The organism is Sphingobacterium detergens, from assembly GCF_003610355.1.
Lineage (GTDB): Bacteria > Bacteroidota > Bacteroidia > Sphingobacteriales > Sphingobacteriaceae > Sphingobacterium > Sphingobacterium detergens.
The window spans coordinates 875,615-901,582 of the sequence record NZ_RAPY01000002.1 but is presented as its reverse complement, the minus strand read 5'-3'; the positions used below and the strand labels follow the sequence as shown (position 1 = coordinate 901,582).

Below are 25,968 nucleotides of genomic sequence, written 5' to 3'. Positions count from 1 at the left end.
TGCCTTGCATTTATTTCATAAGTTCATTAGCACAGATTTTCTCCACTGCTAAGGTTAAGCTTACGCTATTCAAAACTAACTTTAAATGATGTTCCTTTGTGCACCTCCGATACAAACTCCATTTTACCCTGCATAAGTTCAATATATCTTTTCACGATATTCAGCCCTAATCCTGTACCCGGAATATTCCCCGTGTTATGCGCTCTGAAAAAAGGCTCAAACAAATGCACCTGATCTTCTTCAGGAATACCGATACCGTTATCTTTGACTGAAATCGAACAGCCATCGTCATCAATACAGGTTGTAAATTCAATTAATGTATCTTCGCCCGAGTATTTGATTGCATTGGAGATCAAATTCACCAAAGCATTTTTCAATAGATTCTGGTCCAAAGAAAAATGTCCGATCTCACCGGTATGTTGATACACAATATGCTGATTTTTCTTACAGATCAATTGCATTTCCTCCGTAATCTCCTCAGCCAGTTCAACCAAATTAATGTACTGTTTGTTCATGACCACAATACCCGCCTCTAATTTTTCCAATGAGAGAAAATCGTTCAAAATACTGGTCAAGAGCTGCACCGCACCTTTGATCTTGTTGGTGTGTTTAATGATACTCGCCTTATCATCGGGGCGATCCGCATATTTTTCGATCAACGAAGCCGACAATTGAACGGAACTTAAAGGTGTGCGAAACTCATGTGAAGCCATGGAAACAAAACGCGATTTAAGCTGATTAAGTTCAATTTCTTTCTCCAAAGATTTAGAGACCTCCGCCTTTGCTTTTTCCAGCTCCGAAACCATCGATATTAGATCACGGGTTCGCTCACTAACTTTATGCTCCAATTCTGCTGCATGCTGTTTTAGCATGTCCTCAGCAGCCTTCTCGCGTGAAAGATCATGGATAAATCCCGTGAAAATATTTTTATCCTTAAGCCAGACTTCACTGACCGCAAGCCGGAATGGAAATGTTTTTCCATTCTTCTTTAATCCCATCACCTCCCGACCGATTCCAATAATTTTCTTATGGCCGGTCGTTTGATAATTATGGATATAATTATCATGATTACCCCGATCAGGTTCAGGCATTAACATTGAAACATTATGTCCTATAACTTCTTCGGCATTATAACCAAACAATTCTAAGGCAGCAGGGTTAATGCTTTCCACATTCCCCCTGTTGTCAATGGTGATAATTCCATCAATTGCATGGTCTATTATAGCCGCCAGAAGCCTTCCGCCTTCCATGATCATCGTTATTTCACCAATTTTTTGTATTTAATACGATGTGGAGTCACATCACCCAAACGTTTCTTGCGGTTCTCCTCATACTCAGTATAGTTACCTTCAAAGAAGTACACTTGAGAATCACCTTCAAAAGCAAGAATATGTGTACAGATACGGTCTAAGAACCATCTATCGTGGGAGATCACCACAGCACAACCACCGAAATTCTCCAAACCTTCCTCTAACGCGCGCAATGTATTAACGTCAATATCATTGGTCGGCTCATCGAGTAAAAGCACATTTGAGCCTTCTTTCAATGTGATCGCCAAATGGACGCGATTACGTTCTCCACCAGAAAGCACGCCAACTTTCTTTTGTTGATCAGCACCATTAAAGTTAAATTTAGAGACATAAGCTCTGGAATTTACGGAACGATTGCCTAAGATCATATTATCATTACCACCGGTGATATTTTCCCAAACAGATTTCTCAGGATCCAGATCATGGTGCATTTGATCGACATAACCCAATTTGACCGTCTCGCCTACTTTGAACGAGCCTGTATCTGGTGTCTCCTGACCTGTGATCAAGCGGAATAAAGTTGTTTTACCTGCACCATTTGGTCCGATAATACCAACGATACCGGCTGGGGGCAACATGAAACTTAAATTTTCAAATAAGATACGGTCACCATAAGTCTTGGAAATATCTGTTGCTTCAATAACAGAGTTACCCAAGCGCGGTCCTGGAGGAATAAATAATTCTAATTTTTCTTCGCGTTCTTTGGTTTCCTCGGAAGCTAATTTTTCATAGTTATGAAGACGGGCTTTAGATTTGGCATGACGGGCTTTCGGAGCCATACGTACCCATTCCAACTCACGCTCCAAAGTTTTCTGACGCTTGGTTTCCTGCTTTTCTTCTTGTGCCAGACGTTTAGCTTTTTGATCTAACCACGAAGAATAGTTCCCTTTCCAAGGAATTCCCTCACCACGATCAAGTTCTAAGATCCATCCTGCTACGTTATCCAAGAAATAACGGTCGTGGGTTACGGCAATGACAGTTCCTTTATACTGTTTCAAGTGTTGTTCTAACCAGTCAATAGACTCCGCATCCAAGTGGTTGGTCGGCTCATCAAGCAATAACACATCTGGCTCTTGTAATAATAAGCGACATAATGCTACACGTCTGCGCTCACCACCTGACAAATTGGCAATTTTGGCATCAGGTTCTGGACAACGTAATGCATCCATTGCTCTATCCAATTTGGAATCGATTTCCCAAGCATTTGTTGCGTCAATTTTATCTTGTAATTCACCTTGTCTTGCCAACAATTTATCCATTTCATCTGGATTTTCGTAAACCTCAGGCAAGCCGAATTTTTCATTGATTTCTTCGTATTCTTTTAAGGTTGCCGTAATTTCGGCAACACCTTCCTGCACAATTTCCAGTACGGTCTTTTCGAGATCCAATTGGGGCTCCTGTGCCAAATATCCCACAGAGTAACCTGGAGAAAACACAACTTCACCCTGATACGACTTGTCCAAACCCGCAATAATTTTCAATAATGAAGATTTTCCGGATCCGTTCAAACCGATCACACCGATCTTGGCACCATAGAAAAAAGATAAATAGATATTTTTTAGAACTTGTTTTTGAGGCGGATAGATTTTGTTGACTCCCGCCATCGAAAAAATAATCTTCTCGTCTGACATAAAATTTAAAAAAATTGGAAAACTCTTGTTATATTAACATACAAATGTAATCTTTTATACTGACATTTTGGACGTATAATGGTCATGGCTTAATTGTTGATGACATTATTTAAAATAATTTTAAGGTTTGAAATGTAGAATTTACTACATTTATATATCCTTAATATAAAACAGAAAGGTATTCAATGGAAGCAAAATTTTCACCGCGCGTAAAGGATGTTATATCGTACAGTAGAGAGGAAGCTTTGAGATTGCGTCACGATTATATAGGCACAGAGCATTTGTTGCTCGGCTTGATTCGTGAGGGCGATGGAATGGCGATCAAAATCCTTAAAAACATAGGCATTGACACAACTGCCCTACGTCAATCTGTGGAGGACGCAGTGAAGGGGGCATCTGTATCACGTGCACCTATTGGCAACATGCCGTTAACTAAACAAGCTGAAAAAGTGCTAAAAATAACTTATTTGGAAGCGAAAATTTTCAAGTCAGATATTATTGGCACCGAGCACCTATTATTGGCTATCTTGCGGGATGAAGATAATATCGCTTCGCAGATTTTACAGCAATATAATGTGACTTATGACATCTTCAAATCTGAAGTTGAGCAAAATAGAACCACCATTAAGGATGAAGCTCCAGGCTCCCCTACCGGTGACGATGACTTTGCTGAGGATGATCAATATATCCAACCTAAAAAGGTTTCGGATATTAAATCCAAAACGCCTGTATTGGACAACTTTGGTCGAGATCTGACCAAAGCTGCTGAAGAAGGTAGACTGGATCCTATTGTAGGTCGTGAAAAAGAAATCGAACGTGTATCACAGATCTTATCACGTCGTAAAAAGAATAATCCGTTATTGATCGGTGAACCTGGGGTAGGTAAATCGGCTATAGCAGAAGGATTGGCGTTACGCATCGTGCAACGCAAAGTATCACGTGTATTGTTCAACAAGCGTGTGGTTACTTTAGACCTAGCCTCTCTTGTTGCTGGCACGAAATATCGTGGTCAATTTGAAGAGCGCATGAAAGCGGTCATGAATGAACTGGAAAAATCTCCAGATGTGATTTTGTTTATTGACGAAATCCATACCATTGTTGGTGCTGGTGGTGCTTCAGGCTCTTTGGACGCTTCTAATATGTTTAAACCAGCCTTGGCAAGAGGAGAAATACAATGTATCGGTGCGACTACACTGGACGAATACCGTCAATATATTGAGAAAGATGGTGCTTTAGACCGTCGTTTCCAACGTGTGACTATCGAGCCGGCTACACATGATGAAACTGTAGAGATCTTGAATCGTATCAAAGAGAAATATGAGGATCACCACAATGTGACTTATACGCCAGATGCGATTGAAGCCTGTGTGTCATTGACAACACGTTATATTACGGATCGTTTCCTACCAGATAAAGCGATTGACGCATTGGACGAAGCAGGTTCACGTGTACACTTGAACAATATCCATGTACCACAATCCATTATTGATATCGAGAATAAAATCGAGGAAGTCAAATTGGAGAAAAACAAGGTTGTTCGTAGTCAAAAATACGAAGAAGCTGCTAAACTACGGGATACAGAGAAAAAGCTTATCGACGAGTTAGAGAAAGAGAAGATTGCGTGGGAAGAAGAAACCAAATCTAAGCGATACACTGTTTCCGAAGAAAATGTAGCGGAAGTTGTGGCGATGATGACTGGTATCCCAGTGCAACGTGTCAGCCAATCCGACAGCCAAAAACTGTTGAATATGGGTGAACTAATGAAAGGAAGAATCATCGGTCAGGACGATGCCGTCGGTAAATTGGTTAAAGCCATCCAACGGACACGTGCCGGACTGAAAGATCCAAAAAAACCAATCGGTTCCTTTATATTCCTTGGCCCTACTGGTGTCGGTAAAACAGAATTAGCGAAAGAGTTAGCTCGATTTATGTTTGATACTGAAGACGCACTGATCCAAATTGACATGAGTGAGTACATGGAGAAATTTGCCGTGTCACGTCTAGTCGGAGCGCCTCCGGGATATGTAGGTTATGAAGAAGGTGGACAGTTAACAGAGAAAGTACGTCGTAAACCTTATGCGGTAGTGCTTTTGGATGAGATTGAGAAAGCTCACCCTGATGTATTCAACTTGTTACTGCAAGTATTAGATGAAGGTCAGTTGACCGATAGTTTGGGTCGTAAGGTGGACTTCCGTAACACAATTATCATCATGACCTCCAACATTGGAGCACGTCAGTTGAAAGAGTTTGGTCAAGGTGTAGGTTTCACCACTGCAGCAAAATCACAACAAACAGATGCACATTCCCGTGGAGTAATTGAAACTGCATTAAAAAGAGCTTTTGCTCCAGAGTTTCTGAACCGTATTGACGATGTTATTGTTTTCAATTCGTTGACAAAAGAAAATATCTTCAAAATCATTGATATTGAATTGAAATCATTGTTTAAACGAATTGCAGATTTAGGTTATATCATTAATCTGACGGAAGAGGCAAAAGATTTCATTGCTGATAAAGGCTATGACAGTAATTTTGGTGCACGTCCATTAAAACGGGCAATTCAAAAATATCTGGAAGATCCGATTGCAGAAGAAATCCTCAAGGGAAATGTGCAAACAGGTTCAGTTTTAACTGTCAGCATCAATCCGGAAACCAAAGATATTGAGGTCTCTAGCTCAGATCCGAAGTCTTCAAAAGATACAGCTGAGAAATAATCGCTTGCTGTACTCGAAATAATTTCAAGAAAATGCACCATTGTGGTGCATTTTTTGTTATAAAGAAGGTTGACGTTAAACTTTCGCACTATTTTATCGTCCTATAATAAAAAAATGTCACAAATAACACAAACGATATGAAAAGACTTTTATTCGCAGCTTTAATTGGAACCGCGGCCTTGGTTTCATTCTCTTCTTGTAAAAAGGAGTATATCACGCAAGAGGTAAACGTTTTAGATGGAGTAACTTTCAGCACCAATGTAAAATCTTCTTCGTGGGTAGCTGACCAATCAGGATACTCATTTTCAAACGAATTGGACTTCCCTGAGTTGGATGCAAAATATTTTAATTTTGGACATGTTGGGGTTGCTATATCATTCGATAATGATAAAGATTTCTTTATCAATATTCCTTCAGCCGTTGGACCCTACAATTATCGTGTTGAGTATAAAATTGGCAAAGTATACCTTTATGCCGATTACGTTGGAAATGACAATAAACCTGTTCGTCCAACAGATATGTTTGTCAAAGTCACATTGACAGATGCCACAAATGGTGGTAATTAATAAAAAAAAGATCTCAGAATTCTGAGATCTTTTTTTTATTAGAGTTACCTTTACCAAACTCACGAAAATAAGCTATCCCCCCAGCGACAACTCAGCATGCTCTACCGCAGCATCTGTGCCGATCTATTTTACCCTTCTTGACTACCCCAAGCTATATATACTTAAAAGAAATAGTCAGATTAAATTTACAGAAGTAACCCCAACCTCTTACGACTATTTTCAATGAGTTATTACATTTTCTTAGATACACATAAAAGCCACATCAAATAATTTCAAAAGCAGAATATGGTATACACCATCCGAAAATATTCAGTTGAATAGCTTTCCTTTCTTTAAATATTAGTAAACAGCCTTCTCTTAATAGTCCCAATAAATCTTATCATTCTTCAGTATAATATTGATTTTCCACACTTGCATTGTGCTTTAATTGACTGCAAGATATTAGTTACAATAAATAATATAAAATTAAAAAATAATCGACACAGAGTTAATACTAAATAACATAATTTGTATTATTAATCAATCTGAAAAATGAGATTTCTAAAAACAACATTTAATTTAAAAACAAGTATTATTTTGTTTCTCTCTGTTCTTTCTATTTTTGCAGGATGTAGGAAGGATATCGTCCTCAATAGTCAAAAAGCTAATAGTTTTGCGAGCATAATTGAAATAAAAGAAAGCTACGAAAAATTAGCTATTGATTCGAGAACACGTGACAGCCTAAAGGATGGGCTTATAATAAGATATATCCCACAATGGGAAAATGCAAAATACTCCCAAATCAATGACTCCACACAATACACCATTGTCCCATTGATTGGGTCAGGACAGCTGAATGAAAAAGAAATCCCCGTGCAGACTGTGAATAATACAGCATTTTTGGTTGTTGCTAACGGTCAAAAATTTTATCTTTCACGTTTCTACCCTGATAAAAAAAGTGATGATAATTTCCTGAAAAACGGAAAATTGTCCATGATAGATGTCTTCAATAAAAATCTGTTCACTTATAGCTATAAGAATGGCAAGAGCACCTACAATGCCCCCAAAGCTTTCAAATCACCAAAAGGTTCTACCAAGAAAGCTGCCTACGAAATTCGTTGCAGGGAGGAGGGCACTTGCGTATGGAGTACATATTGCCGTGGGGTAGGTTATATATCTACTAGTTACCCGGGCACCTGTAGCTATCCAACCGACTATACAGACTGTGATTATTCTGTTTCTTGGTCGCAAGATAGAATTCTCTATAACACGGTTTGTGAAAACGTCTGGGTTCCAGATCCACCAACTGATGGAGGAACGACTAATCCTGAAACTCCTCCGACTCCAAAACAACTATTATTACAGCAAACTAAAAATACCGACTGCGATGGAGTAATTCGGGCAAATGAACTGACAAGAAATCAGGATTTCAGGAATAGGGTAAATGAAATTAAGAATAAAAGTGAAGAATGGGGGGCTGCAATAAAACTCAGAGATCCCAATGATCCCAATTCAGTTTATATTGACCCAGCATCTTCCGATAATAAGGTCAGTAATAAAAGTGTAAGTCCATCATGGGATGCAACTAGAGGTTATGTGATTGGTTATATCCATAATCACCCGGGTGAAGGCTCACCGAGTCCTTCAGATATTTTCAATGCAGCTGTGGACATTCTGGAAATGGTAAATTCACAGAATATACCGGAAAACCAGTTGGAGATTTATCTCAGAAATTTTAGTTCCTCAGTAGTCAGCGGAGGCAACGTTTATACCATTACAATAGCAAATGCCCAATTATTTGCAATGATGACGGGAAATTTCAGTACTGCTCAAGAAAGTGCTAATAAACAGTATAAAAATGCAGCCGAAAAATTTATGAATCAGAATTATAGTAATGGTACTACCACTGAAGAGTTTCAGGCTTCCGGAGAATCAGCTCTAATTAAATTGTACGGAAAAATGTTTAACTTAAGTAAACAAAAAATTGGTGAAACTGACAGTAATAAAGCTGTTAAACGTGATCAAAATGGCCATATCAGCAAAGTAAATCCTTGTACACCTTAAAAAAAAACAAAATGAAAATATTAATAACTTCAATTATTTTTCTGTTGCTTACAACAGGTCTATCTGCACAGCAAGATATCATGTCCAAAATATCAAATGGTTTTATCCGTGATAATGGACTTACAGATCTGAAAGAAATAAGCGATTTAGGTTTAAAACTGGACCAAGAATATTTCGGCGCTAATTTAGATAGGTATGCTGACAGAACCATAGAAATGGCCCCAAATGCAAGTTTTCACAAGATCGGTTATCGGGTTGCTACGGGTGTAGAAACTATTCCAGGAACAAGGGGCAGATCGACGACTTATACAATCTACGAGGGACTATTGGAATTAACTTGGTCAGCACTCTCAGCAACTACTTCTACAAAGAGCATTGAAGAAGTATCCAGGGAGAGATACAGATACCTATATGACGTGGAGGAAAAATCAAATTTTGTAACAGATTATGTTAAAAATGACAATATTGAAGGAAGCTTTATCTATAGCAAAAAAGATAATTTGATAATCTTTATTATATTATCTAAGACCAAACCTGAAACAGTAAGGGGAACAATAATCATAAATTTACCGGAATCCGAACGTTCGGAATTTGTAAAAACGTTTATAGCAGGAACAACTTTCGGACCTAATACTGGACGTACCAGAACAGGTTCTACACCCCCGACTGAAGGCATAACAGATTCAGGTACAACACGTACAGGTGGTAGCCGTACCAGAACAGGTAGCTAATCTTTAACATCCTACAAAAACAAGAACTCAATTGATTATCAAGTTTTAGTTCCATAAGGTCGGGTCATAATAGCTCGACTTTTTTATGGAGTAGCAAAAACACGTCTGGTGACTAAAAATGTTTCAGAGTGTCTTTCGAATTACCAACATACCCTTGTATTTGGGCATAATCTCCAAAAGAGCTCTTTTCATATGATATACTACTTGACTGTTTCGATTTTTCAAATTTATTAGCGTAGGCGAGAACATTATTGTATGTAGGCTCAAAAGAAGCCTATGTCTATAGAGAAATCATTATTTGTTAAGATAGAAACGTAACTTTTTTTGCTTTATCGGCCAAGCTTTCTAATTGGGGATCATTGATAGTATCTTTGAGATTCTAGATACCATCCAAGAATATCTTCTCATCAATATTGTCATCAGCGTAAAAATCGCTCATTTGTAGTATCATTTTTCGAATTCCGAAAGGGGTTTTAGGAAAAGGAGGCTCCTTTTTGGTGGTATTTATTAAAAGACTACCCCTTCAACAACAACTCAGCATGCTCTACCGCAGCATCTGTCGGGTTTGCTCCACTCAGCATCTGTGCGATCTCTTTTACCCTTCCGGATTGATCCAAACGAACGATATTCGATATGGTACGATTGGTGTTATCTTCTTTGTATACTTTAAAGTGCGCTGCCCCTTTTGAAGCGATTTGTGGCAAATGCGAGATAGCGATCACCTGCATATTTTCGGCTAGATTTTCCATGACCTCCCCCACACGTAATGCAACCTCACCCGAAATTCCAGTATCGATCTCATCAAAAACAATCGTTGGTAAAGCCGAAGTTTTAGCAACCAGCGACTTTATCGCCAGCATCACGCGAGAAAGTTCTCCCCCTGAAGCTACACGATGGATAGATTGCAATGCCTGCCCCTTATTGGCCGAAAATAGAAACTGAATGGTATCTATTCCAGATTCACGCATCTCACCTTCTTTTAATGGCTCTAATACAATCTGAAGCATCGCATTTGACATACCGACATTCGACAGGGTATTTTGCACGTCCTTGGCAATCCTATCCAGCACTAATTTGCGCGCTTCCGATAGTTCCTTCGCATTCCGCAATGCAATCGCTAACTTCTGCACAACCTCAGCTTCCAGTCGCTCCAATTGTTCATCGGAGGAATTGATGGCGATTAGCTTTGTCTCCAGATCATCTCTAAGCTGAATGAGTTCCTCAACAGAATCAACATGATGCTTTTTCTGTAATGAATAAAGCAAGCTCAATCGTTCATTAATCTCCAATAAAGTCCCTTCATCCAATTGTGTATCTTCTTCAAGTGAGGCCAACTCGGCAGCCACATCTTTCAGCTCGATCAAGGTACTTTTTAATCGCACAGAGAGATCAGACGCTTCGGGCAAAAAAGAAGATATACCCTCAACTTGTGACATTGCATCTTTCAGTTGGGTCAATATCGCCGTATCTTCATTTTCCAACAAATGCGAAGCTGCATTTAGGGCCCGTTTGATATCCTCTGCATTTTCCAATTGACGCTGCTGCTGTTCGAGTGTCCCCTGTTCTCCAGCAACCAGTTTCGCTCCATCCAGCTCATCAAACTGAAATTGAAAATAATCCAATTCTATCGCAGCCTTCTTTACCGTCTCTTTCAGTTCCTCCAATTCCCGCTTTGCCTTTTTATAGGCTGTATAGCTTTCTTTGTAGTTCTGCTTCAATACAAATGAACCAGCGACACTATCAACAACCAGAAATTGAAATTCCTCCGTATTGACCTGCAAAGTCGCGTGCTGCGAATGTACATCGATCAATTGCTCGCCCAATTGCTTTAGTATCGCCAATGTAACTGGCGAATCATTAACAAAAGCACGGGATTTACCATCTGGCGTTATTTCCCTTCTGATAATCGTATGATCCGCATAATCTAGATCATTCTGCTCAAAGAAGCTATTTAATTGATAAGCTCCAATGTTAAACTCTCCTTCGATCACGCATTTCTTTGATGGATCAAAAAAATGTTTCCCCTCTGCTCTGTTGCCCAAAATCAGGGAAAGTGCTCCCATAATAATGGATTTACCCGCTCCAGTCTCCCCAGTAATCATATTCAAGCCACTATCAAATTGGATTTCCAATACATTGATCAGGGCATAATTCTTAATATGTAAGGTATCTAGCATATTCTTGAAGGTCTATTTTACAGTTGAGAGGAAAACCGTTCCTCATCCGGATTAATCGTATCTTTTATGATCCTTTCTTTAGTAGGTAATTTACCTAAAACTCAGCCGATTTCAATGCATTTTATTTCAAAAAAATATTGCATCGGTTTCGAACACTGTCTTCTTGAATTTTATTTAACGGCACTAAATACTAAAAATAATATCAAAATTCCAAATAAAAACTAAATATTATAGCTTAAAACACCTTTTTTATAGACGATTTATAGTGCTTTCATTTGTAAATGTCACTTCAAATCCATCATATTGATAGTACCAGGATGAACCAACCACAGCGAATTACTCCGCAGATTCCCTGCGGATAAACACAACTTTTTGACAATAAAATGTTTGCCAGTGACAAAATAATGTCCTCTGATTATTATGTGAGCATGAATAAATCACTATTTTTACAGCATGCAGGATTACAGTGCAACGCTCAAAAAATACATGCCCGAAGAAGCAGCTCCGATTATATCCAATTGGATAAATCACACAGCATGCTTATTTAAAATTTCCCGGTCCAGAAGCACCAAACTGGGGGATTATCGTGCGCCATTTAAGGGTAGTCCACATCGTATCTCAGTCAATCATGACCTGAATCCTTATTCCTTTCTGATCACGACCATACACGAATTTGCACATCTTCAGACCTGGAATAAGCATCAACACCGCGTAAAACCACATGGGACTGAATGGAAGAAACATTTTAAGGAGTTGATGGATCCTTTTTTAAAACTCAGTATCTTCCCAACCGATGTCAATAATGCGATACACAGTTATATGGAAAATCCAGCGGCATCGAGCTGTACCGATCTTCATCTCTTTCGGACATTGAAGGCCTATGACAAGGCCAAAAGCAATGCACTTACAGTAGAAGCATTAGAAGATGGACATTTTTTTAAATTAAAGAATGGAAGGTCTTTTCAGCGAATTGAGAAAATACGAAAACGCTATAAATGTATGGAGTTAACCAGCAAACGCATGTACCTTTTCAACCCAATTGCAGAGGTATTTCTGCTAGAACAATGATTTTTAACAAATACATTCATTATATTTTTATCTTTGCTAACTTAGGAAACAATTAAAGAGAGCTTTTATGTTACACTTACACTCGACAATAGCAATTGTCTTATTGCTAGCCCTGGTGATATCTATTGTGATCACCTTAATGAACTATTTAGGCAACAAACCTTACAACCGTAAAATTGCCTTATTAGGTTTTATCGTATCGCATATTCAATTATTAGTGGGATTGATCTTATACTTTTATTTGAAGTATCCATCGATGATCTCTGGCGCCGTGATGAAAGATCCAACATTGCGTTTAAAAATCATTGAGCACCCTTTAACGATGATCATTGCCATTGTATTGATTACCATCGGTTACTCAAAAGCTAAAAAGATGGAAAATTCAAGAAAAGCAAATCAAACTGTTGTGATTTTTTACATCATCGGTTTAATTTTAATGCTTGCTCGTATTCCATGGGGTACCTGGTCATTATTTGCATAGTCTATACAGCATTCATAGCAAAAAGGCATCAATTGAATAATTGATGCCTTTTTTTGGCCTATCGAATAAATAATTACCCCGCAATAGTTTACCCGCTTTCTCTTTGATGGCACTCTTTTCCATGCTGCCCTTTTCTGTCTGGGGTAAAATTTCACTTGTGTGTGAACTTACTTTACTCTTATCAACTTCCTATTAAAACATCACATATAGGCACAAAAAAGCCCCAGTAAAAACTGAGGCTTTCCAATATCATTAAATGACTTTTAATTAGTCACGATTTTTTCCAAATCCCAAAATCCCGAAAACAGTTTTAAATGCAATAAGCGTACCTATGATCAATGAGATATTTGCTATCGCGGAGAACAAAAATGTTTGTTGTCCCATTGCAGTACATACATCCGGTACAAAACGGATAAATGTGCCTATTAAACCTAAAGCGATAGCTACTACCAATGTTTTGTAGTAATGAGTTTGATTCGCATTATTATCAGTTGTCTTTGGAGCTCTTGGTTGTACAGTTTCTGCCATTTCTATTTCGATTTTATTCGATACAAATGTACAAAATATTCTATGTTTGAAAAATAAAATTAAAAAAACCAGCAAGGATTGAAATCTTCCTAGAAAAAGCTCTGTTCATATACTAATAAATAGATTAAAAGTCAATGGTCTTATCTCGAATTACCAACTGTTAATTCCATTCTGCAAAGCCTTCTCATAATTCACTTTATTGAACGAATATAAATCCGGCGGTTTTCGAGCACTTCCCTTTCGCTGCTCATCCAATTTAACAAGTATGTCCATATTTTTGATCTTTCGATAAAAATTCCCGCGGTTGAGCGTTCGCCCAAGAATAGTCTCATAGAGCCGCTGCAATTCCGGCAATGTGAATTTTTCTGGCAGGAGATTATAGCCTATTGGCTTGTAGGTAATACGCTCACGAAGAGTCATCAATGCTTTTTGGATAATCTCTTTATGATCCATCGTTATCTGATAACGATCGAGACTATTTACCTCCAACCAGTCAAACTTCTCGCTTAACGCATCTGCTTTGGGAGATACACTGACGTAATCAACTAATGCATAATACCCTATAGAAATAAATCGCTGCTTCTGCCATAGTCCGTCGTCATAATCATCAAAGTGGCTTTCGTTTCGTCCTTTTTTTCCAAATACTGCGAACTCCTCCAGAAATATATTACTCACCCCGGCTCTTTCTTTGAGAATATTTACAGCCGCCACATCAATATCTTCCTCTTTCCTTACAAAACCTCCGGGTAAAAACCATTGTTGATTGAACTTCATTTTAATCGCTAAAACCTTAAGCTCATTCTGATTAAATCCAAAGACAACTGTATCAATAGAAATATGGGGTATACAATCTCGGTAAAATTTCTCGGATTTTTCTATAAGCTGTTTTTGGTCATTCATTATTAATCTTTTCTGGTTAGGACAAAGTTAAGCCCATAAGATGCAAGAACCAAATCTAATCCCTTTCCTGTTCAGCTTCGACACAGTTGCAATTATGAAAATTATAAATTAAATGATTGATTTCAATAATAAAATAATCAATTATCAAAATTAACAGCAAATAATGATAATATTTTTAAAATAATTTTGCTTTTATCAAAAAAAGGAAGTAATATTGAATGCTTCTATATGAAGCATATAAAAATAAGGGAAATATTACTGAATCCTGAGCGGATGGTTTGAACAACCTTTTTTATTATCTGAGCATATACCAATTATTAAATGCCGTAAGTACAAATCAATATTTCATCAGGTAACAATTTTTATAAACAGATTAATTGATAATTATGAACAACTTAAAGTTGACAATTTCGACACTGGGATTGGCACTTTCCTTCGGTTCTGCTTTTGGCCAGCAGATAGACAGTATTGCCGTAAAAAAAACGGCAGCGGCGTCTAAAGAAGACAACAACAGAAATGTGATGCTGAATGCAGCCAACAATACAGGGCCAAGGGATGTAAACATTGGTCTCCCAGGTACCGTTGGCGGAATCACTATTCTAGAAAATGATCTGCCAGTAGTCTACTTTTTCTGGCCTGAGCTACCTAATAAAACATGGAGACCAAGCTCAAGTTTAGAGAAAACGGGACTATTAAAGATGGATCAGCTTGCCAACAGCATGGGTGATCTCGGGTTTGCCGTAAATTCCTATTCGCAAACAGGTACCAGAGAACGTAAGATAAAGGGTAAACTCACAACGAGCAATTTTGGCTGGCTTCAGGCCGATGCAAATATCTCCGGCCCGATCTCCAAAAATGGATGGGCTTACACGGCCGGTGCATTTATGAATTACGACCCATCTACTTTTAAATTAGGTTTTGCGAGAAATGTTGATGAGACAAAGATCTTTAGAGCTGGGATAACAAAGTTTTTTGATAATAATAAAGGACAATTCACAGCATTATATAAATATGCGGATTCTTATAACATTGGTAACTATGCTGTTTTCCAGTATGGTGAAAAAGGTAAGGTGACCGAACTGGACGACTTTAGAATTGGCAGGGACTCTTATGTTGTGCGTGATGGACAGATGAAGCTCAAGGATATTCGCTCCGGAAAAGATTACTGGGCAGCGATGAATGGTAGTGATAATCGGGCGGTATCTCATAACATCGATATCTTTGGTAATTATCAACTGGATAACGGCTGGAATTTCAAATATTCTACAAGGGCGCATTTTGCAAAAGTTAAAGTAGCTACCATTATTCCGTTGAGTATTTTTAATGCAGATCAATCCGCTGGTTACAAACTGGCTTCAGATCATAGTACATATGTCGGATCTATTGGAACGCAACTGGGGATGCATACACCAGAAACACCTGTAACCAATATCGCGGGGCGTTTCTCCCTTAACAAACAGCTTGGAGGACATAATCTGACAATAGGGCTCTTGGAACAATATTATAAAATAAAAGATTTCACTTCAAACCGCACATTCTTTTTCCAAACAGTGGGTCCCCAGCCGCAGCGCCTAGTCTCGCCAAACACAGATACTGATGGTTTTTATAACCAAAATGTTGGCGGGGAATACCATAGCGGCATTGAAAATAAACTGTCGCTCTACGCGACTGACGACTGGAAAGTATCTGACAATTTTAACCTGAATGTTGGTTTACATGTAAGAAATCATCTGGTTGACGGCAAATTCTCCATGACACCGAGATCACCCGGATTTACTTTCAAGCAGGATGATTTTAAAAAGATCAACGAAAATTGGATGCATATAGCAGGGAGCATTAATGCAACCTATAATGTCATTAAGAATTTTGGAGTGCTCGCAAACTTCCTATACACAGAAGAAAACAGACGACTGGAAAGTTATTCACAAGCCTACAATCCCAATTTGGATAAAATCAAAAGTCCCTTGGGTGCATTGGGTGTTTTCTGGAACACGCAATGGATCCAGCTAATTTCTCAAGCGACCTATTTAAAAAGAAATGGATATCTGGGTAGGTATAATCTTGTTAACCCGAACAATTCGACTGATGCCCAAACAACGAGCGTAGACTACAGTATCAAAACATTTGGCTGGACAACGGATTTTCTGCTTAATCCATTCAAAGGATTTAACCTGCATTACCTCTTGACCTTACAAAGTCCAAAGTATGACCAGTTTAAATTTGATGCATTTGGAAAGGACTACAATTACAACGGAAACATTGTTGTTGGTGTATCAAAAGTTTTGATGGAGATTGACCCCAGTTATACGTATAATAAATGGCGTGCTTGGGCTAGTTTTCGCTATTTCGGAAAGCAATATGCCAACCTGACCAATGTGCTATACTTTGCTCCACGTTGGGAAACATTTGGAGGTATAAATTATACAATGAACAAGAATATCAGTATCGGAGCAACGGTTATTAACTTCCTGAATCAGAGAGGTGCCAGTGGAACGATCAACGGCGCTGAGCTTATTACGGAGGCAAGTCCATATTATGGCAAACTATTGACAGGAAATTATATTATGCCGCTAACGGGGCAATTATCCATAAACTTTAACTTTTAACACTAAATAGAAATGAAAAAAACAGTTTTAAACATCGCTGCTCTGTTTTTATCAGCATCAGCATTTTCGCAAAATATTCAAATTATCAATAATTTTAAAGGGCCAACTTTAGGCTACTCGACCGAATCTGGGGTTAAGATCCTAACAATTAGTGGTAATAAATTCAAAGATCTTAACAAGAATGGAAAACTGGACAAATATGAAGACTGGCGTTTACCGGTAGAAGAAAGGGCCAAAGATCTTGCTTCAAAATTATCCGTAGAGGAGATCGCGGGTCTGATGCTTTATAGTAGGCATCAGGCGATCCCAATGGAAGAAAAAGGATTCTATATGGGTACATATAATGGAAAAGTGTTTTCTCAGAGCAACGCCGATGCTTCGGACCTTACTGATCAGCAAAAGAATTTCCTAAAGGACGACAATCTACGTCACGTGTTACTCAAAGGAACACTATCGCCTGAGGTCGCAGCGAAATGGAACAATAAGCTTCAGGCTTATGTAGAAGGTCTAGGACCAGGTATTCCAGCCAATAATTCATCCGACCCAAGACATAATGCCTCTTCAACAAGTGCCGAATTCAGCGCCGGTGCCGAAGGTAACATTTCAATCTGGCCTGACGGCTTGGCCATGGGAGCCACTTTTGACCCCGAACTCGTTCGCGAATTTGGACATATCGCCGCTCAGGAGTATCGCGCACTTGGATTGACAACCGCGCTATCTCCACAGGTAGATCTAGCAACTGAACCGCGCTGGTACAGGATAGCCTATGTGTACAGCGAAAGTCCCGACCTAACAAAAGATATGGCCAGAGCATATATCGATGGCTTCCAGACCACATTGGGCAAAAGCACTGTCAAAAGTGGCTGGGGTATTCAGAGTGTGAATGCGATGGTCAAGCACTGGCCCGGCGGTGGCCCGGAAGAAGGAGGTCGTGATGGGCACTGGGCAATGGGTAAATATGCAGTATATCCCGGAAATAATTTTCAGAACCATCTAAAACCTTTTATAGAAGGAGCCTTTAATTTACCTGGAGGGACAGAGGAGGCATCAGCTGTGATGCCCTACTACACCATAAGTTATAATCAAGACACCAAAAACGGTGAAAACGTAGGCAATGGATTCAGCAAATATCTGATAAGTGATCTTCTCCGTGGTCGATATGGTTATGACGGTGTTGTATGCACAGACTGGCTGATCACTGCTGACGAAGGTAAAACCCCAGGGACTTTTGCCGGAAAACCTTGGGGAGTGGAGAAACTTTCTATTGCAGAGCGTCATTATAAAGTACTTGAAGCCGGAGTAGATCAATTCGGCGGAAACAATGACAAAGGTCCTGTGCTCGAGGCCTACCAAATGGGGATAAAAGAGCATGGTGAAAAATATATGCGCAACCGTTTTGAGCAATCAGCAGTCCGCTTATTGAAGAACATTTTTAGAACCGGGTTATTTGAGAATCCATACGTAAACGTCGAAGAGACCAAAAAGATTGTAGGTAATCCTGAATTTATGAAAGCAGGCTATGAAGCTCAGGTTAAATCCATCGTCATGCTCAAAAACAAAGGATCATTGTTACCAATTAAGGAAAGAAAAACAGTATATATTCCCAAAAGATATTCTCCCGCGGCTTTTAACTGGTGGAATGTATATACCGAGGCCTCCTTCGATTATCCGGTCAATCTCGATATGGTAAAAAAATATTATGACGTTACGGAAGATCCTGCAAAAGCTGATTTTGCACTGGTTTTTGTTGAAAGTCCGCGCAGCGAAAATGAGGGATACAGTGATATCGACAGAAAGGATGGCGGAAATGGTTATGTTCCCGTATCTCTTCAATACAACACCTATACTGCAACTGAGGGCAGGGAGAAAAGTATCGCCGCTGGAGACCCAGTTGTTGACCCTACCATTACCAACCGCAGCTATAAAGACAAAACTGTTACGGCATCTAATTTTACAGATTTGCTAACAATACAAAATACTTATAGAGCGATGAACGGAAAACCTGTTATTGTATCAGTAACGGCTTCAAAACCAATGATATTTTCCGAATTCGAAAAACATGCGGATGGAATCCTGATGAACTTTAACGTTTCAAGCCAAGCTATACTGGATATTTTATCGGGAAAATACGAACCATCGGGTCTGCTTCCTCTTCAAATGCCTGCTGATATGAAAACTGTTGAACAGCAACAAGAAGATGTCCCTTATGATATGCAGGTACATAAAGATACGGAAGGTCACAGTTATGATTTTGGATTCGGAATGAACTGGTCTGGAGTGTTAAAAGATATAAGAACCGAAAAATATAGGAAATAATACAATAAATGCTGAAAGAATTAAAGCCGGATCTTATTCTCCGGTTTTAATTCTTTACTTACAGGGCTTTTCAGTCCATTGAATTGGACAGGTTCAATTTCCAATTTTATTTTAGTGCTCTTTCAAACATTTTTTAATTTAAATTATCTGTTGTGGCCTACCCTTTCTTATTTAAAATATAATTGGCGATTTTAAAAATTTCTCCTTTTACTGCGCTCCCAAAATAAGCTTTTAGTTCTTCAGCGAGTAGAATACCTATTCTATCTAATTCGTTTGCCTGCCTCTTTATTTCTCTTTTGAATTTCGGCATGCTATCACCTAGCTCATGGAACAACTGGAGGTCGGAATAGATCGAGCTTTCTCTTAGTTCCTTCGAAAATGTTTCACAGTCCTGGTCCAAAAATAACAATGCGACTACTAGCCATTTCAGGTGTTCGGCATCTTGCTTTTCAATGTAGTTGGGTTCTTGGGTAAATTGCTCAATTTCTATCTGTAACAAGGTAATTAAATCATTCGCTTCATAAGCCGAATCAAGCTCTCGAACAATGTCACTACGTCGAATTCCGGCATCCTTAGTCAGCTCGAGTGTTTCGGCACATTTATCCATCAAGCGATTGTACAATTCAGCAATTTCCTGAGGTTTTTCACCCATTTTTTCCCCTGTAAAATAGGACATTGGTTTGAAACCAAAGGTTTCTTTGATCTGTTCGGCAAGCAATTTTCTCCCTCGCTCGCTATCGTCCTTTGTAAAATCAAAATTCTTAGATGGCATTAGCCGGGAAAGAATGTCTATCAGTTGATCTTTTTCTATTGGTCTCATCAGGGGAGAATCATTTGACCATTTTGCATAGAAGACAAGTAGTTCAGGTGTAGCAGGAACAAGCTCAAAAGATAAGATACAGGTCTCGCAAATTGCCTTTTTCAATATTTCCTGCTCATTGGAAGTAAAAGTTTCTTTATTATACTCCAGCTCCATTAACTGGGCCAAATTGATATAAAAATGAGCCAGTCTAGTTTTGGATTCCGAGACCAATCTAAAAGAGAGAGACTTAAGAGTTTCATTAAGCTTTATTTCCTGTTTCTGTTCTTTTTTCTTCGTAGATGTCATCTGAAGGAGCTCATCAAATTTCATGAGCAAGGCTGCACGATCCATTTTATCCAACTTCAAAAGCATTTTTTTTTCAGCAGCGTTTGGTTGATAAGATACCTGTATACCATCAGATTTTTTCACCTCTTGTGGTAGAGCTACAGGCGGAGCCAAGTGATATTCTCCTAGACATTTCATCAAAAGATGCTCGCAAAGGCAGCTGAATCTTTCGACGTCGGGAACACTATTAGCAATCTCTGTCAGCAAGTCACTTATATAATCATCAATACGTTCATCTACATAAATCTCTATTCCTTCGATCTCTCCAAAAGGCTTCTTATCGGACTGATTGAGAAGATTCCTAATGACGGAATGTTCATCCAGATGAGCCAAGCATTCGGGTCGGACAAAAAGATCGAGGTAAATATGTTCCCCAGATAATAGATTTTCTTCCATCTGGCGATCCCCCTGCCAGAACAGGTAATTTTTTCGTTGTTCAATAATAGAGTTATCTTCTCCATCACGATATCCAATATCTCCTCCATTTCCCCATCGTATACTAAGACAAATAACTGATTCAGAAACCTGGGAGATGAAGGTTTCCCTCTCATCAATTGCATACTGCCGATAGGACAACAACCATCCGATACCTATAACTTCCAACGAATCAACAGTCCAGCCCTCCCCGTTATCCTTTTTCCTTGCAACCATAACTTTACCCCCTGTCGTGGGTTCCGGAAAATTGAAACTTAATGATGGAACTTGTTTTCTTATGCTTCTGTGGGTAAGCTTTAGCATATTTTTCTTCATAAACTTCTTTTTTATAATTGGTCTTTTCATCACAGTTCAAGAAATACATTGAACGTTTTACTCCATAATTTAGATAATCACTAGTGGCTATTTGAATTATGATGCAATAGTCACAGAAAAAGAACCAAGCTATCTGTAAACCTTATTTTATATCAGCCTCTCAAAATTACTTTTCCAGGTGCTACCTAAAGTTAAGGACTGCGAACAGCTGAATTATGATTAAAACCATTCCAATAGCGGTTAAAATCATAACTAGTCGAAGTTGCCAGGTCAGTTTAATTTGCCGAGAAACCCCTAATTTGATAGTAACAGATCTTTGATTTTTAATGGTCTATTTTCGGATCAGCTCCAAGAACAAATAAATTAGATAATTGAGAAATGAAATATTATATTAGATCTTAAATCTGAGATTCAGATCTCCAAATTAAGGCTATACCAATTTTTTACATCTATTAATTACCTAAAAGAATGGCGCTATTTGACATCTTTAAGAAAAAGAAAACAGACAGTACATTTCCTGAAAATGAACTTGAGAAATGCTTAATTGATGCGGCTTCTAACGTCACTGTACAAAAGGAATTCTTCCAAAAATTATTGTGGAATAACATATATATATTGACAATAGACCAAACTGATTCTGACGAGAAAATGGAAAATTCAGGATACGTGAATATCAGAGCAGCTACCTTTGACGAAGGTCAGGTACCTATATTTACCTCAATAAATAGAATCTTTGATAAAGGCATAATAAAAAAAGATGTGACTTATCTTGGTCTTAAAGGCCAGGATCTATTTGAAAGAATCAAAGGATCCACTTACCTACTAAACCCGTATTCAGATCATTGTAGAGTGTTGACACCTGAGGTTATTGAAGATCTCCTCAATGGGTCGATATATGACAAAATTGATGCTCAGGCCTTGGAAAGGAAACAAAGGGATGAATTCAATGCGCTATTTGACCGGGCAGCCGAAAGGCAGGAATCTCTGATCTATCTAGATGGATTACGTTTCAAGGGCATTACCTCTAACGAGGCGAAGGAACTTGAAAAATCAATACAAGACTTTCGTCAGTGTCTTGAAACTGTTCCCGACCACTGGCAAAGTATGTTTTTAATGGCCAAGGCTTTACAACGATTGGAACGACATACTGAAGCGCTTGAACAATTTGAAGCTGCATGTAATATAGAACTGGAAAATCATTTGATTCCGATGGAAGCTTCAACAGAAGCAATGCATATCAAAGACCTGGATAAAGCTTTATTTTATTCAGAAGAATCTTTGAAAAGAAACCCTAATGATATCGCTTCGATGGGTAATCATGCTATGAATTTGCTTATCGCTTTTAGAGATACGGAAGCACTATCGACAATCGAAAACGCAATTAAATTGGCACCGAATGACAAAATAAATAAAAATATTGCATCCATTGTGCGGGATGTCATTGCGGGAAAACGTAAAAGACCAACTTTTGAAGATGCAGTAGGATAGCGTAAAATCTCATGATTTACTCAACTCCACCTTTGCTTACAAAGCTTTCCAGTTCTTTATTTACCTCATCCAGCAACTGCTTTTCGGTAGGCAGGTAAAGCTCGTATTGACTGGCTACGATCTGTTTTTGTTCTTCGGGAAGGGTAAATTTTACGACCGCATCATTTTTACTCGCACAAAGTAAAATACCAATGGTGGGATGCTCATGTGGGAGCTTTTCAATACGATCGTAATAATTGACATACATTTGCAATTGACCTATATCCTGATGCGTTAATTTGTGTGTCTTGATTTCGATGATCACAAAGCTTTGCAATAGACGATTGTAAAAAACTAAATCAACAAAGAACTCATCGCCTTCAATATGTATACGTTTTTGGCGGGCAACAAAGGAAAAGCCATTTCCTAATTCCAGTAAAAACTCCTGCAGATGGGTGATAATAGCGCCCTCAAGATCTTTTTCATAATACGCACTCTCTCGCTTTAAACCTAAAAACTCGAGTACCATTGGATCTTTGATGATCTCTTTAGCATCGGAAGGCATCTTTTCTCTTTTTGCAACAGCCAACACACTTTCTTTATCGTTACTAAGTAATAGGCGTTCATATAGATTGGTATTGATCTGCCGCTCAAGCTGTCGGACAGTCCAGTTATTCTTTATGGTTTCGGCGACATAAAACTCTCGCTGTTCCTCGCTATTAAGACTTAAAAGTAGCTTGTATTGACTCCAACTCAATTGTGTCCACAGTGTAGACACAATTGGAAAGGTGCGATAAAACTGGCGGTACCAATTCAACTGTCTAGCGGAAAAACCACTACCAAACTCAGGTTGCAGCTCCTCTGAAAGATATTTTATGATGTATTTCCCATAATCAGCCCTATCCTTACCTTGTTGCTCCTCTTCGAAAATACGTTTGCCGATATGCCAATACATCAATGTACGCTGATGATCGACAGCACGAATAGCATTGTCTCTGGATTTGGAAATAATCGCCTTTATGTCCGATATTAAAGTTTGATCTGATAACATAATTATCTATTTAATTGGTATTACTTCTGTAAGTGAATAATACAAAGATAGCTAAACACAAATTAAAATACTAATTATTTTAGCAAAAACATATTTTCAAATGCTTTTTATTAAACCTCATAATCCGCCTTAAAAACCTATTAAACGACATTTAACAGACGCATAGCTCCCTGTTCTCCCTCCGCCAGACACATCAAATAAGTCAATCGTTTAACAAGTTGATATACCTGCGATATCATAAAGTTTAATTAACTTCACCTTACTAGAAGAAAAGTAAATGAAAATAACTGAAAAATATCTATTGGGCTTAAAAAAGGCGTACTTCGTACAAATCAGTGTGCTAAAAGATACAAATACACTTACATACGAGGAGATTTTAGATTAGATCTTTTGATTCCTTCACTTATGAAAAATCATCTTCCATATTTTTCTCTGATTTCATTAGATAATCATACATGGTATAAATCTTTATTATTTTTCAAAAAAATTGACAATTTTTGATTGAATTATAAATATTAGCGTTTAAATCATAGCTTTAGTAAGACTTTTCTCAAATGACAGATCTTAGGTTAAAATATCCCATTGTTCTTATCCATGGTACAGCTGCCAGAGACAACAGTTTGTTTTGGGGAAGAATTCCAAAGGCTTTTAGAGACAACAACATTCTATTTTATTACGGAAAAACAGATGGCTGGGCTAATGTTTCCAATAACGCACAGCTATTAAAAGCAAATCTGTTGAGGCTTGTAGAAACAACGGGGGCTGAAAAATTTAACCTGATCGCTCATTCCAAGGGCGGAATAGACGCTCGGCACTTTATTTCAACACTAGGTGGACATGAAATAGTCGCATCTCTAAGTACGCTATCAACCCCACATTTGGGCACACCTATAGCAGACTATTTAATGGAAAAACATCTATCTGGAGACTCCATTACAAAAAAACTTGTACAACGGATTTCATTCTTACTTGGTGGCCAATCGCCTAATCCGACGGAATTGATACGGAATCTAAGCGTAAAAGAAATGCATGCTTTCAATCGGTCCAACCCCAATATGGAAAATGTATATTATCAGAGCTTTGCATCAACAATGAATACCGCTCAGGACGATTTGCTATATGCTCTAACCTTTAAATACCTAACACGAGTAGCTGGTGAGAATGACGGAATGATACCACTTCAAAATGCCGTTTGGGGTGATCGGTTTGAACACATACGTGCGCAAAAAGGTATTTCGCATGCTGCTATAACCGATATAATGCGTAGAAATATCGGAAATTTGCAAATACCACAAATTTATTTGGGGATCATTAGTGGATTAAGGGCATTGGGGCTATAGACATCTGAAAAAATAACCATAAATTAGCGCATAAAGCCATGTTTTAAATCTTACTTAAAAAAATGAAAATAAGCTATTTCCTGCTACTTTTAATCTTCGCTACTTTAAAAGTAGCAGGCCAAACCAAAGCTGACAGTATCCCTTTTATTGCCTATTGGGCAACAGGAGATTCATATAATTTTACAATCACAAAAATACAGCAACAATGGCAAGAGGACGAACCGATAAAAAATGTATCAACTTCCTTCCAAGCCACTTTTACTGTATTGGATTCATCCGACACGGGTTACAGAATTAAATGGGCTTATGACATAGATTTGTCGCAGTTCACAAATTCCGATGATTCCACAGCCAATTTGATAAAAGGTATCGCAAAAGATATGGTTATGGAAGTAACTTATAAGACAGACGAAGTTGGACAATTTGTGGGGCTCGAAAATCTGGAAGAAATTAAAAACAGAACACTGAGCATTTATAGTACCATTTCCAAAAATTTGGAAAAATCTGGTAAAATGTCATCAGAACAAACTGGAAAAATACTTCAGGCTCTTAATAAAATATTCAGTTCAAAGGAGATGGTTGAACAAATGGTCGCGAAGGATATCCTTCTATTTCACCTTCCATTTGGCAATGCCTATCCGATTGCGGATACTTTGTATTATGAGGACGAATTCAGCAATCTTTTTGGAAATACCGCCTTACGTGCTGATGTACAGGTATACGTAAAAGCTGCGAGCAGGGATGATAATTATTGCACAATCGTTCAAACATCAGCCTTGAATCCCGAAGATGCTAAAACATACTTTACTAATCTTTTCACACAATTGGGTGTCAATGATAAGGAAATGGGTGAAATGATCAAAACCTCAACACTCCATATCACAGACAACAAACATCTTGAATATTGGTATGACCCCGGGGTTCCTTATTTTGTTGAAAGTAATAGGCAGTCAATATTGCGGACAGGAGATAAAAAGGTTAAAAGTGTTGATATCACGAGAATTCAGTACAATGATTGAAAAAGATTCTGCTAGATATTTATAACGGTATAAATACAAATACCGTTTTGGATAAAATAAAAATGTGATGCGACAAAATTTATTCTTGTCAAAAAAAAGCGTATCTTAATCATAAATCACAGCCAC

The 25,968-nt window shown here is 38.3% G+C and carries 18 protein-coding genes; 11 read left to right on the top strand and 7 right to left on the bottom strand.

All coding sequences use genetic code 11. The annotated features are described in order from the left end of the window. Positions 1 to 65: 65 nt before the first annotated feature. Both DFQ12_RS15690 and ettA read right to left on the bottom strand, forming a co-directional pair. Entirely contained in the window at positions 66 to 1,250 is a 1,185-nt protein-coding gene (locus tag DFQ12_RS15690) for a PAS domain-containing sensor histidine kinase (RefSeq protein WP_120260039.1), read from the bottom strand. An 8-nt stretch (positions 1,251 to 1,258) separates the two neighbouring features. Then, complete coding sequence (ettA, locus tag DFQ12_RS15685; RefSeq protein ID WP_120259983.1) at positions 1,259 to 2,941, bottom strand: energy-dependent translational throttle protein EttA; 1,683 nt, start codon at positions 2,939 to 2,941, stop codon at positions 1,259 to 1,261. A gap of 185 nt (positions 2,942 to 3,126) precedes the next feature. Between ettA and DFQ12_RS15680 the strand changes: the two genes are divergently transcribed. From DFQ12_RS15680 to DFQ12_RS15665, 4 genes are all read left to right on the top strand, one after another. Then, positions 3,127 to 5,652, top strand: a complete 2,526-nt coding sequence (locus DFQ12_RS15680) for an ATP-dependent Clp protease ATP-binding subunit (protein ID WP_120259982.1) — start codon at positions 3,127 to 3,129, stop codon at positions 5,650 to 5,652. A gap of 137 nt (positions 5,653 to 5,789) precedes the next feature. Then, positions 5,790 to 6,218: a hypothetical protein gene (locus DFQ12_RS15675; RefSeq protein WP_120259981.1), complete on the top strand. Its 429-nt coding sequence runs from the start codon at positions 5,790 to 5,792 to the stop codon at positions 6,216 to 6,218. Positions 6,219 to 6,749: 531 nt separating this feature from the next. Then, complete coding sequence (locus tag DFQ12_RS15670; RefSeq protein ID WP_120259980.1) at positions 6,750 to 8,261, top strand: hypothetical protein; 1,512 nt, start codon at positions 6,750 to 6,752, stop codon at positions 8,259 to 8,261. A gap of 11 nt (positions 8,262 to 8,272) precedes the next feature. Further along, on the top strand, positions 8,273 to 8,992 hold the full coding sequence (locus DFQ12_RS15665) for a hypothetical protein (RefSeq protein ID WP_120259979.1): 720 nt from the start codon (positions 8,273 to 8,275) through the stop codon (positions 8,990 to 8,992). 515 nt (positions 8,993 to 9,507) lie between these two features. On the opposite strand, the gene recN is transcribed toward DFQ12_RS15665, so the two are convergent. Further along, entirely contained in the window at positions 9,508 to 11,169 is a 1,662-nt protein-coding gene (gene recN, locus DFQ12_RS15660; RefSeq protein WP_120259978.1) for a DNA repair protein RecN, read from the bottom strand. 453 nt (positions 11,170 to 11,622) lie between these two features. Between recN and DFQ12_RS15655 the strand changes: the two genes are divergently transcribed. After that, a complete protein-coding gene (locus DFQ12_RS15655) occupies positions 11,623 to 12,237 on the top strand; it encodes a SprT-like domain-containing protein (RefSeq protein WP_120259977.1) in 615 nt (204 codons plus the stop codon). 67 nt (positions 12,238 to 12,304) lie between these two features. After that, positions 12,305 to 12,718, top strand: coding sequence for a hypothetical protein (locus DFQ12_RS15650; protein WP_120259976.1), 414 nt, complete (start codon positions 12,305 to 12,307; stop codon positions 12,716 to 12,718). Positions 12,719 to 12,985: 267 nt separating this feature from the next. Here DFQ12_RS15650 and DFQ12_RS15645 read toward each other — a convergent pair whose 3' ends face one another. Together DFQ12_RS15645 and DFQ12_RS15640 are read right to left on the bottom strand one after the other, a co-directional pair. Then, on the bottom strand, positions 12,986 to 13,246 hold the full coding sequence (locus tag DFQ12_RS15645) for a hypothetical protein (RefSeq protein ID WP_077438329.1): 261 nt from the start codon (positions 13,244 to 13,246) through the stop codon (positions 12,986 to 12,988). 150 nt (positions 13,247 to 13,396) lie between these two features. Beyond that, the gene (locus DFQ12_RS15640) at positions 13,397 to 14,146 is read right to left on the bottom strand and encodes an NUDIX hydrolase (RefSeq protein ID WP_120259975.1); all 750 of its coding nucleotides are present in this window, start codon (positions 14,144 to 14,146) and stop codon (positions 13,397 to 13,399) included. Positions 14,147 to 14,532: 386 nt separating this feature from the next. Here DFQ12_RS15640 and DFQ12_RS15635 point away from each other — a divergent pair, with 386 nt between their 5' ends. Both DFQ12_RS15635 and DFQ12_RS15630 read left to right on the top strand, forming a co-directional pair. Next, positions 14,533 to 16,752 (top strand): TonB-dependent receptor, encoded by a 2,220-nt coding sequence (locus DFQ12_RS15635; protein ID WP_208642563.1) that lies wholly within the window; start codon positions 14,533 to 14,535, stop codon positions 16,750 to 16,752. A gap of 12 nt (positions 16,753 to 16,764) precedes the next feature. Next, a complete protein-coding gene (locus DFQ12_RS15630) occupies positions 16,765 to 19,068 on the top strand; it encodes a glycoside hydrolase family 3 protein (RefSeq protein WP_120259973.1) in 2,304 nt (767 codons plus the stop codon). 157 nt (positions 19,069 to 19,225) lie between these two features. On the opposite strand, the gene DFQ12_RS15625 is transcribed toward DFQ12_RS15630, so the two are convergent. Then, entirely contained in the window at positions 19,226 to 20,965 is a 1,740-nt protein-coding gene (locus DFQ12_RS15625) for a hypothetical protein (protein ID WP_147420432.1), read from the bottom strand. A gap of 468 nt (positions 20,966 to 21,433) precedes the next feature. Here DFQ12_RS15625 and DFQ12_RS15620 point away from each other — a divergent pair, with 468 nt between their 5' ends. Continuing rightward, complete coding sequence (locus tag DFQ12_RS15620) at positions 21,434 to 22,453, top strand: SseB family protein (RefSeq protein ID WP_120259971.1); 1,020 nt, start codon at positions 21,434 to 21,436, stop codon at positions 22,451 to 22,453. A 16-nt stretch (positions 22,454 to 22,469) separates the two neighbouring features. Here the strand turns inward: DFQ12_RS15620 and DFQ12_RS15615 are convergent, their stop codons facing one another. Beyond that, a complete protein-coding gene (locus DFQ12_RS15615; RefSeq protein WP_120259970.1) occupies positions 22,470 to 23,483 on the bottom strand; it encodes a PDDEXK nuclease domain-containing protein in 1,014 nt (337 codons plus the stop codon). Positions 23,484 to 24,037: 554 nt separating this feature from the next. On the opposite strand from DFQ12_RS15615, the gene DFQ12_RS15610 reads away from it, so the two are divergent. Together DFQ12_RS15610 and DFQ12_RS15605 are read left to right on the top strand one after the other, a co-directional pair. Continuing rightward, positions 24,038 to 24,823: a lipase family alpha/beta hydrolase gene (locus DFQ12_RS15610; protein WP_120259969.1), complete on the top strand. Its 786-nt coding sequence runs from the start codon at positions 24,038 to 24,040 to the stop codon at positions 24,821 to 24,823. Between the two features lie 62 nt (positions 24,824 to 24,885). After that, complete coding sequence (locus tag DFQ12_RS15605; RefSeq protein ID WP_120259968.1) at positions 24,886 to 25,842, top strand: hypothetical protein; 957 nt, start codon at positions 24,886 to 24,888, stop codon at positions 25,840 to 25,842. Positions 25,843 to 25,968 lie beyond the last annotated feature (126 nt).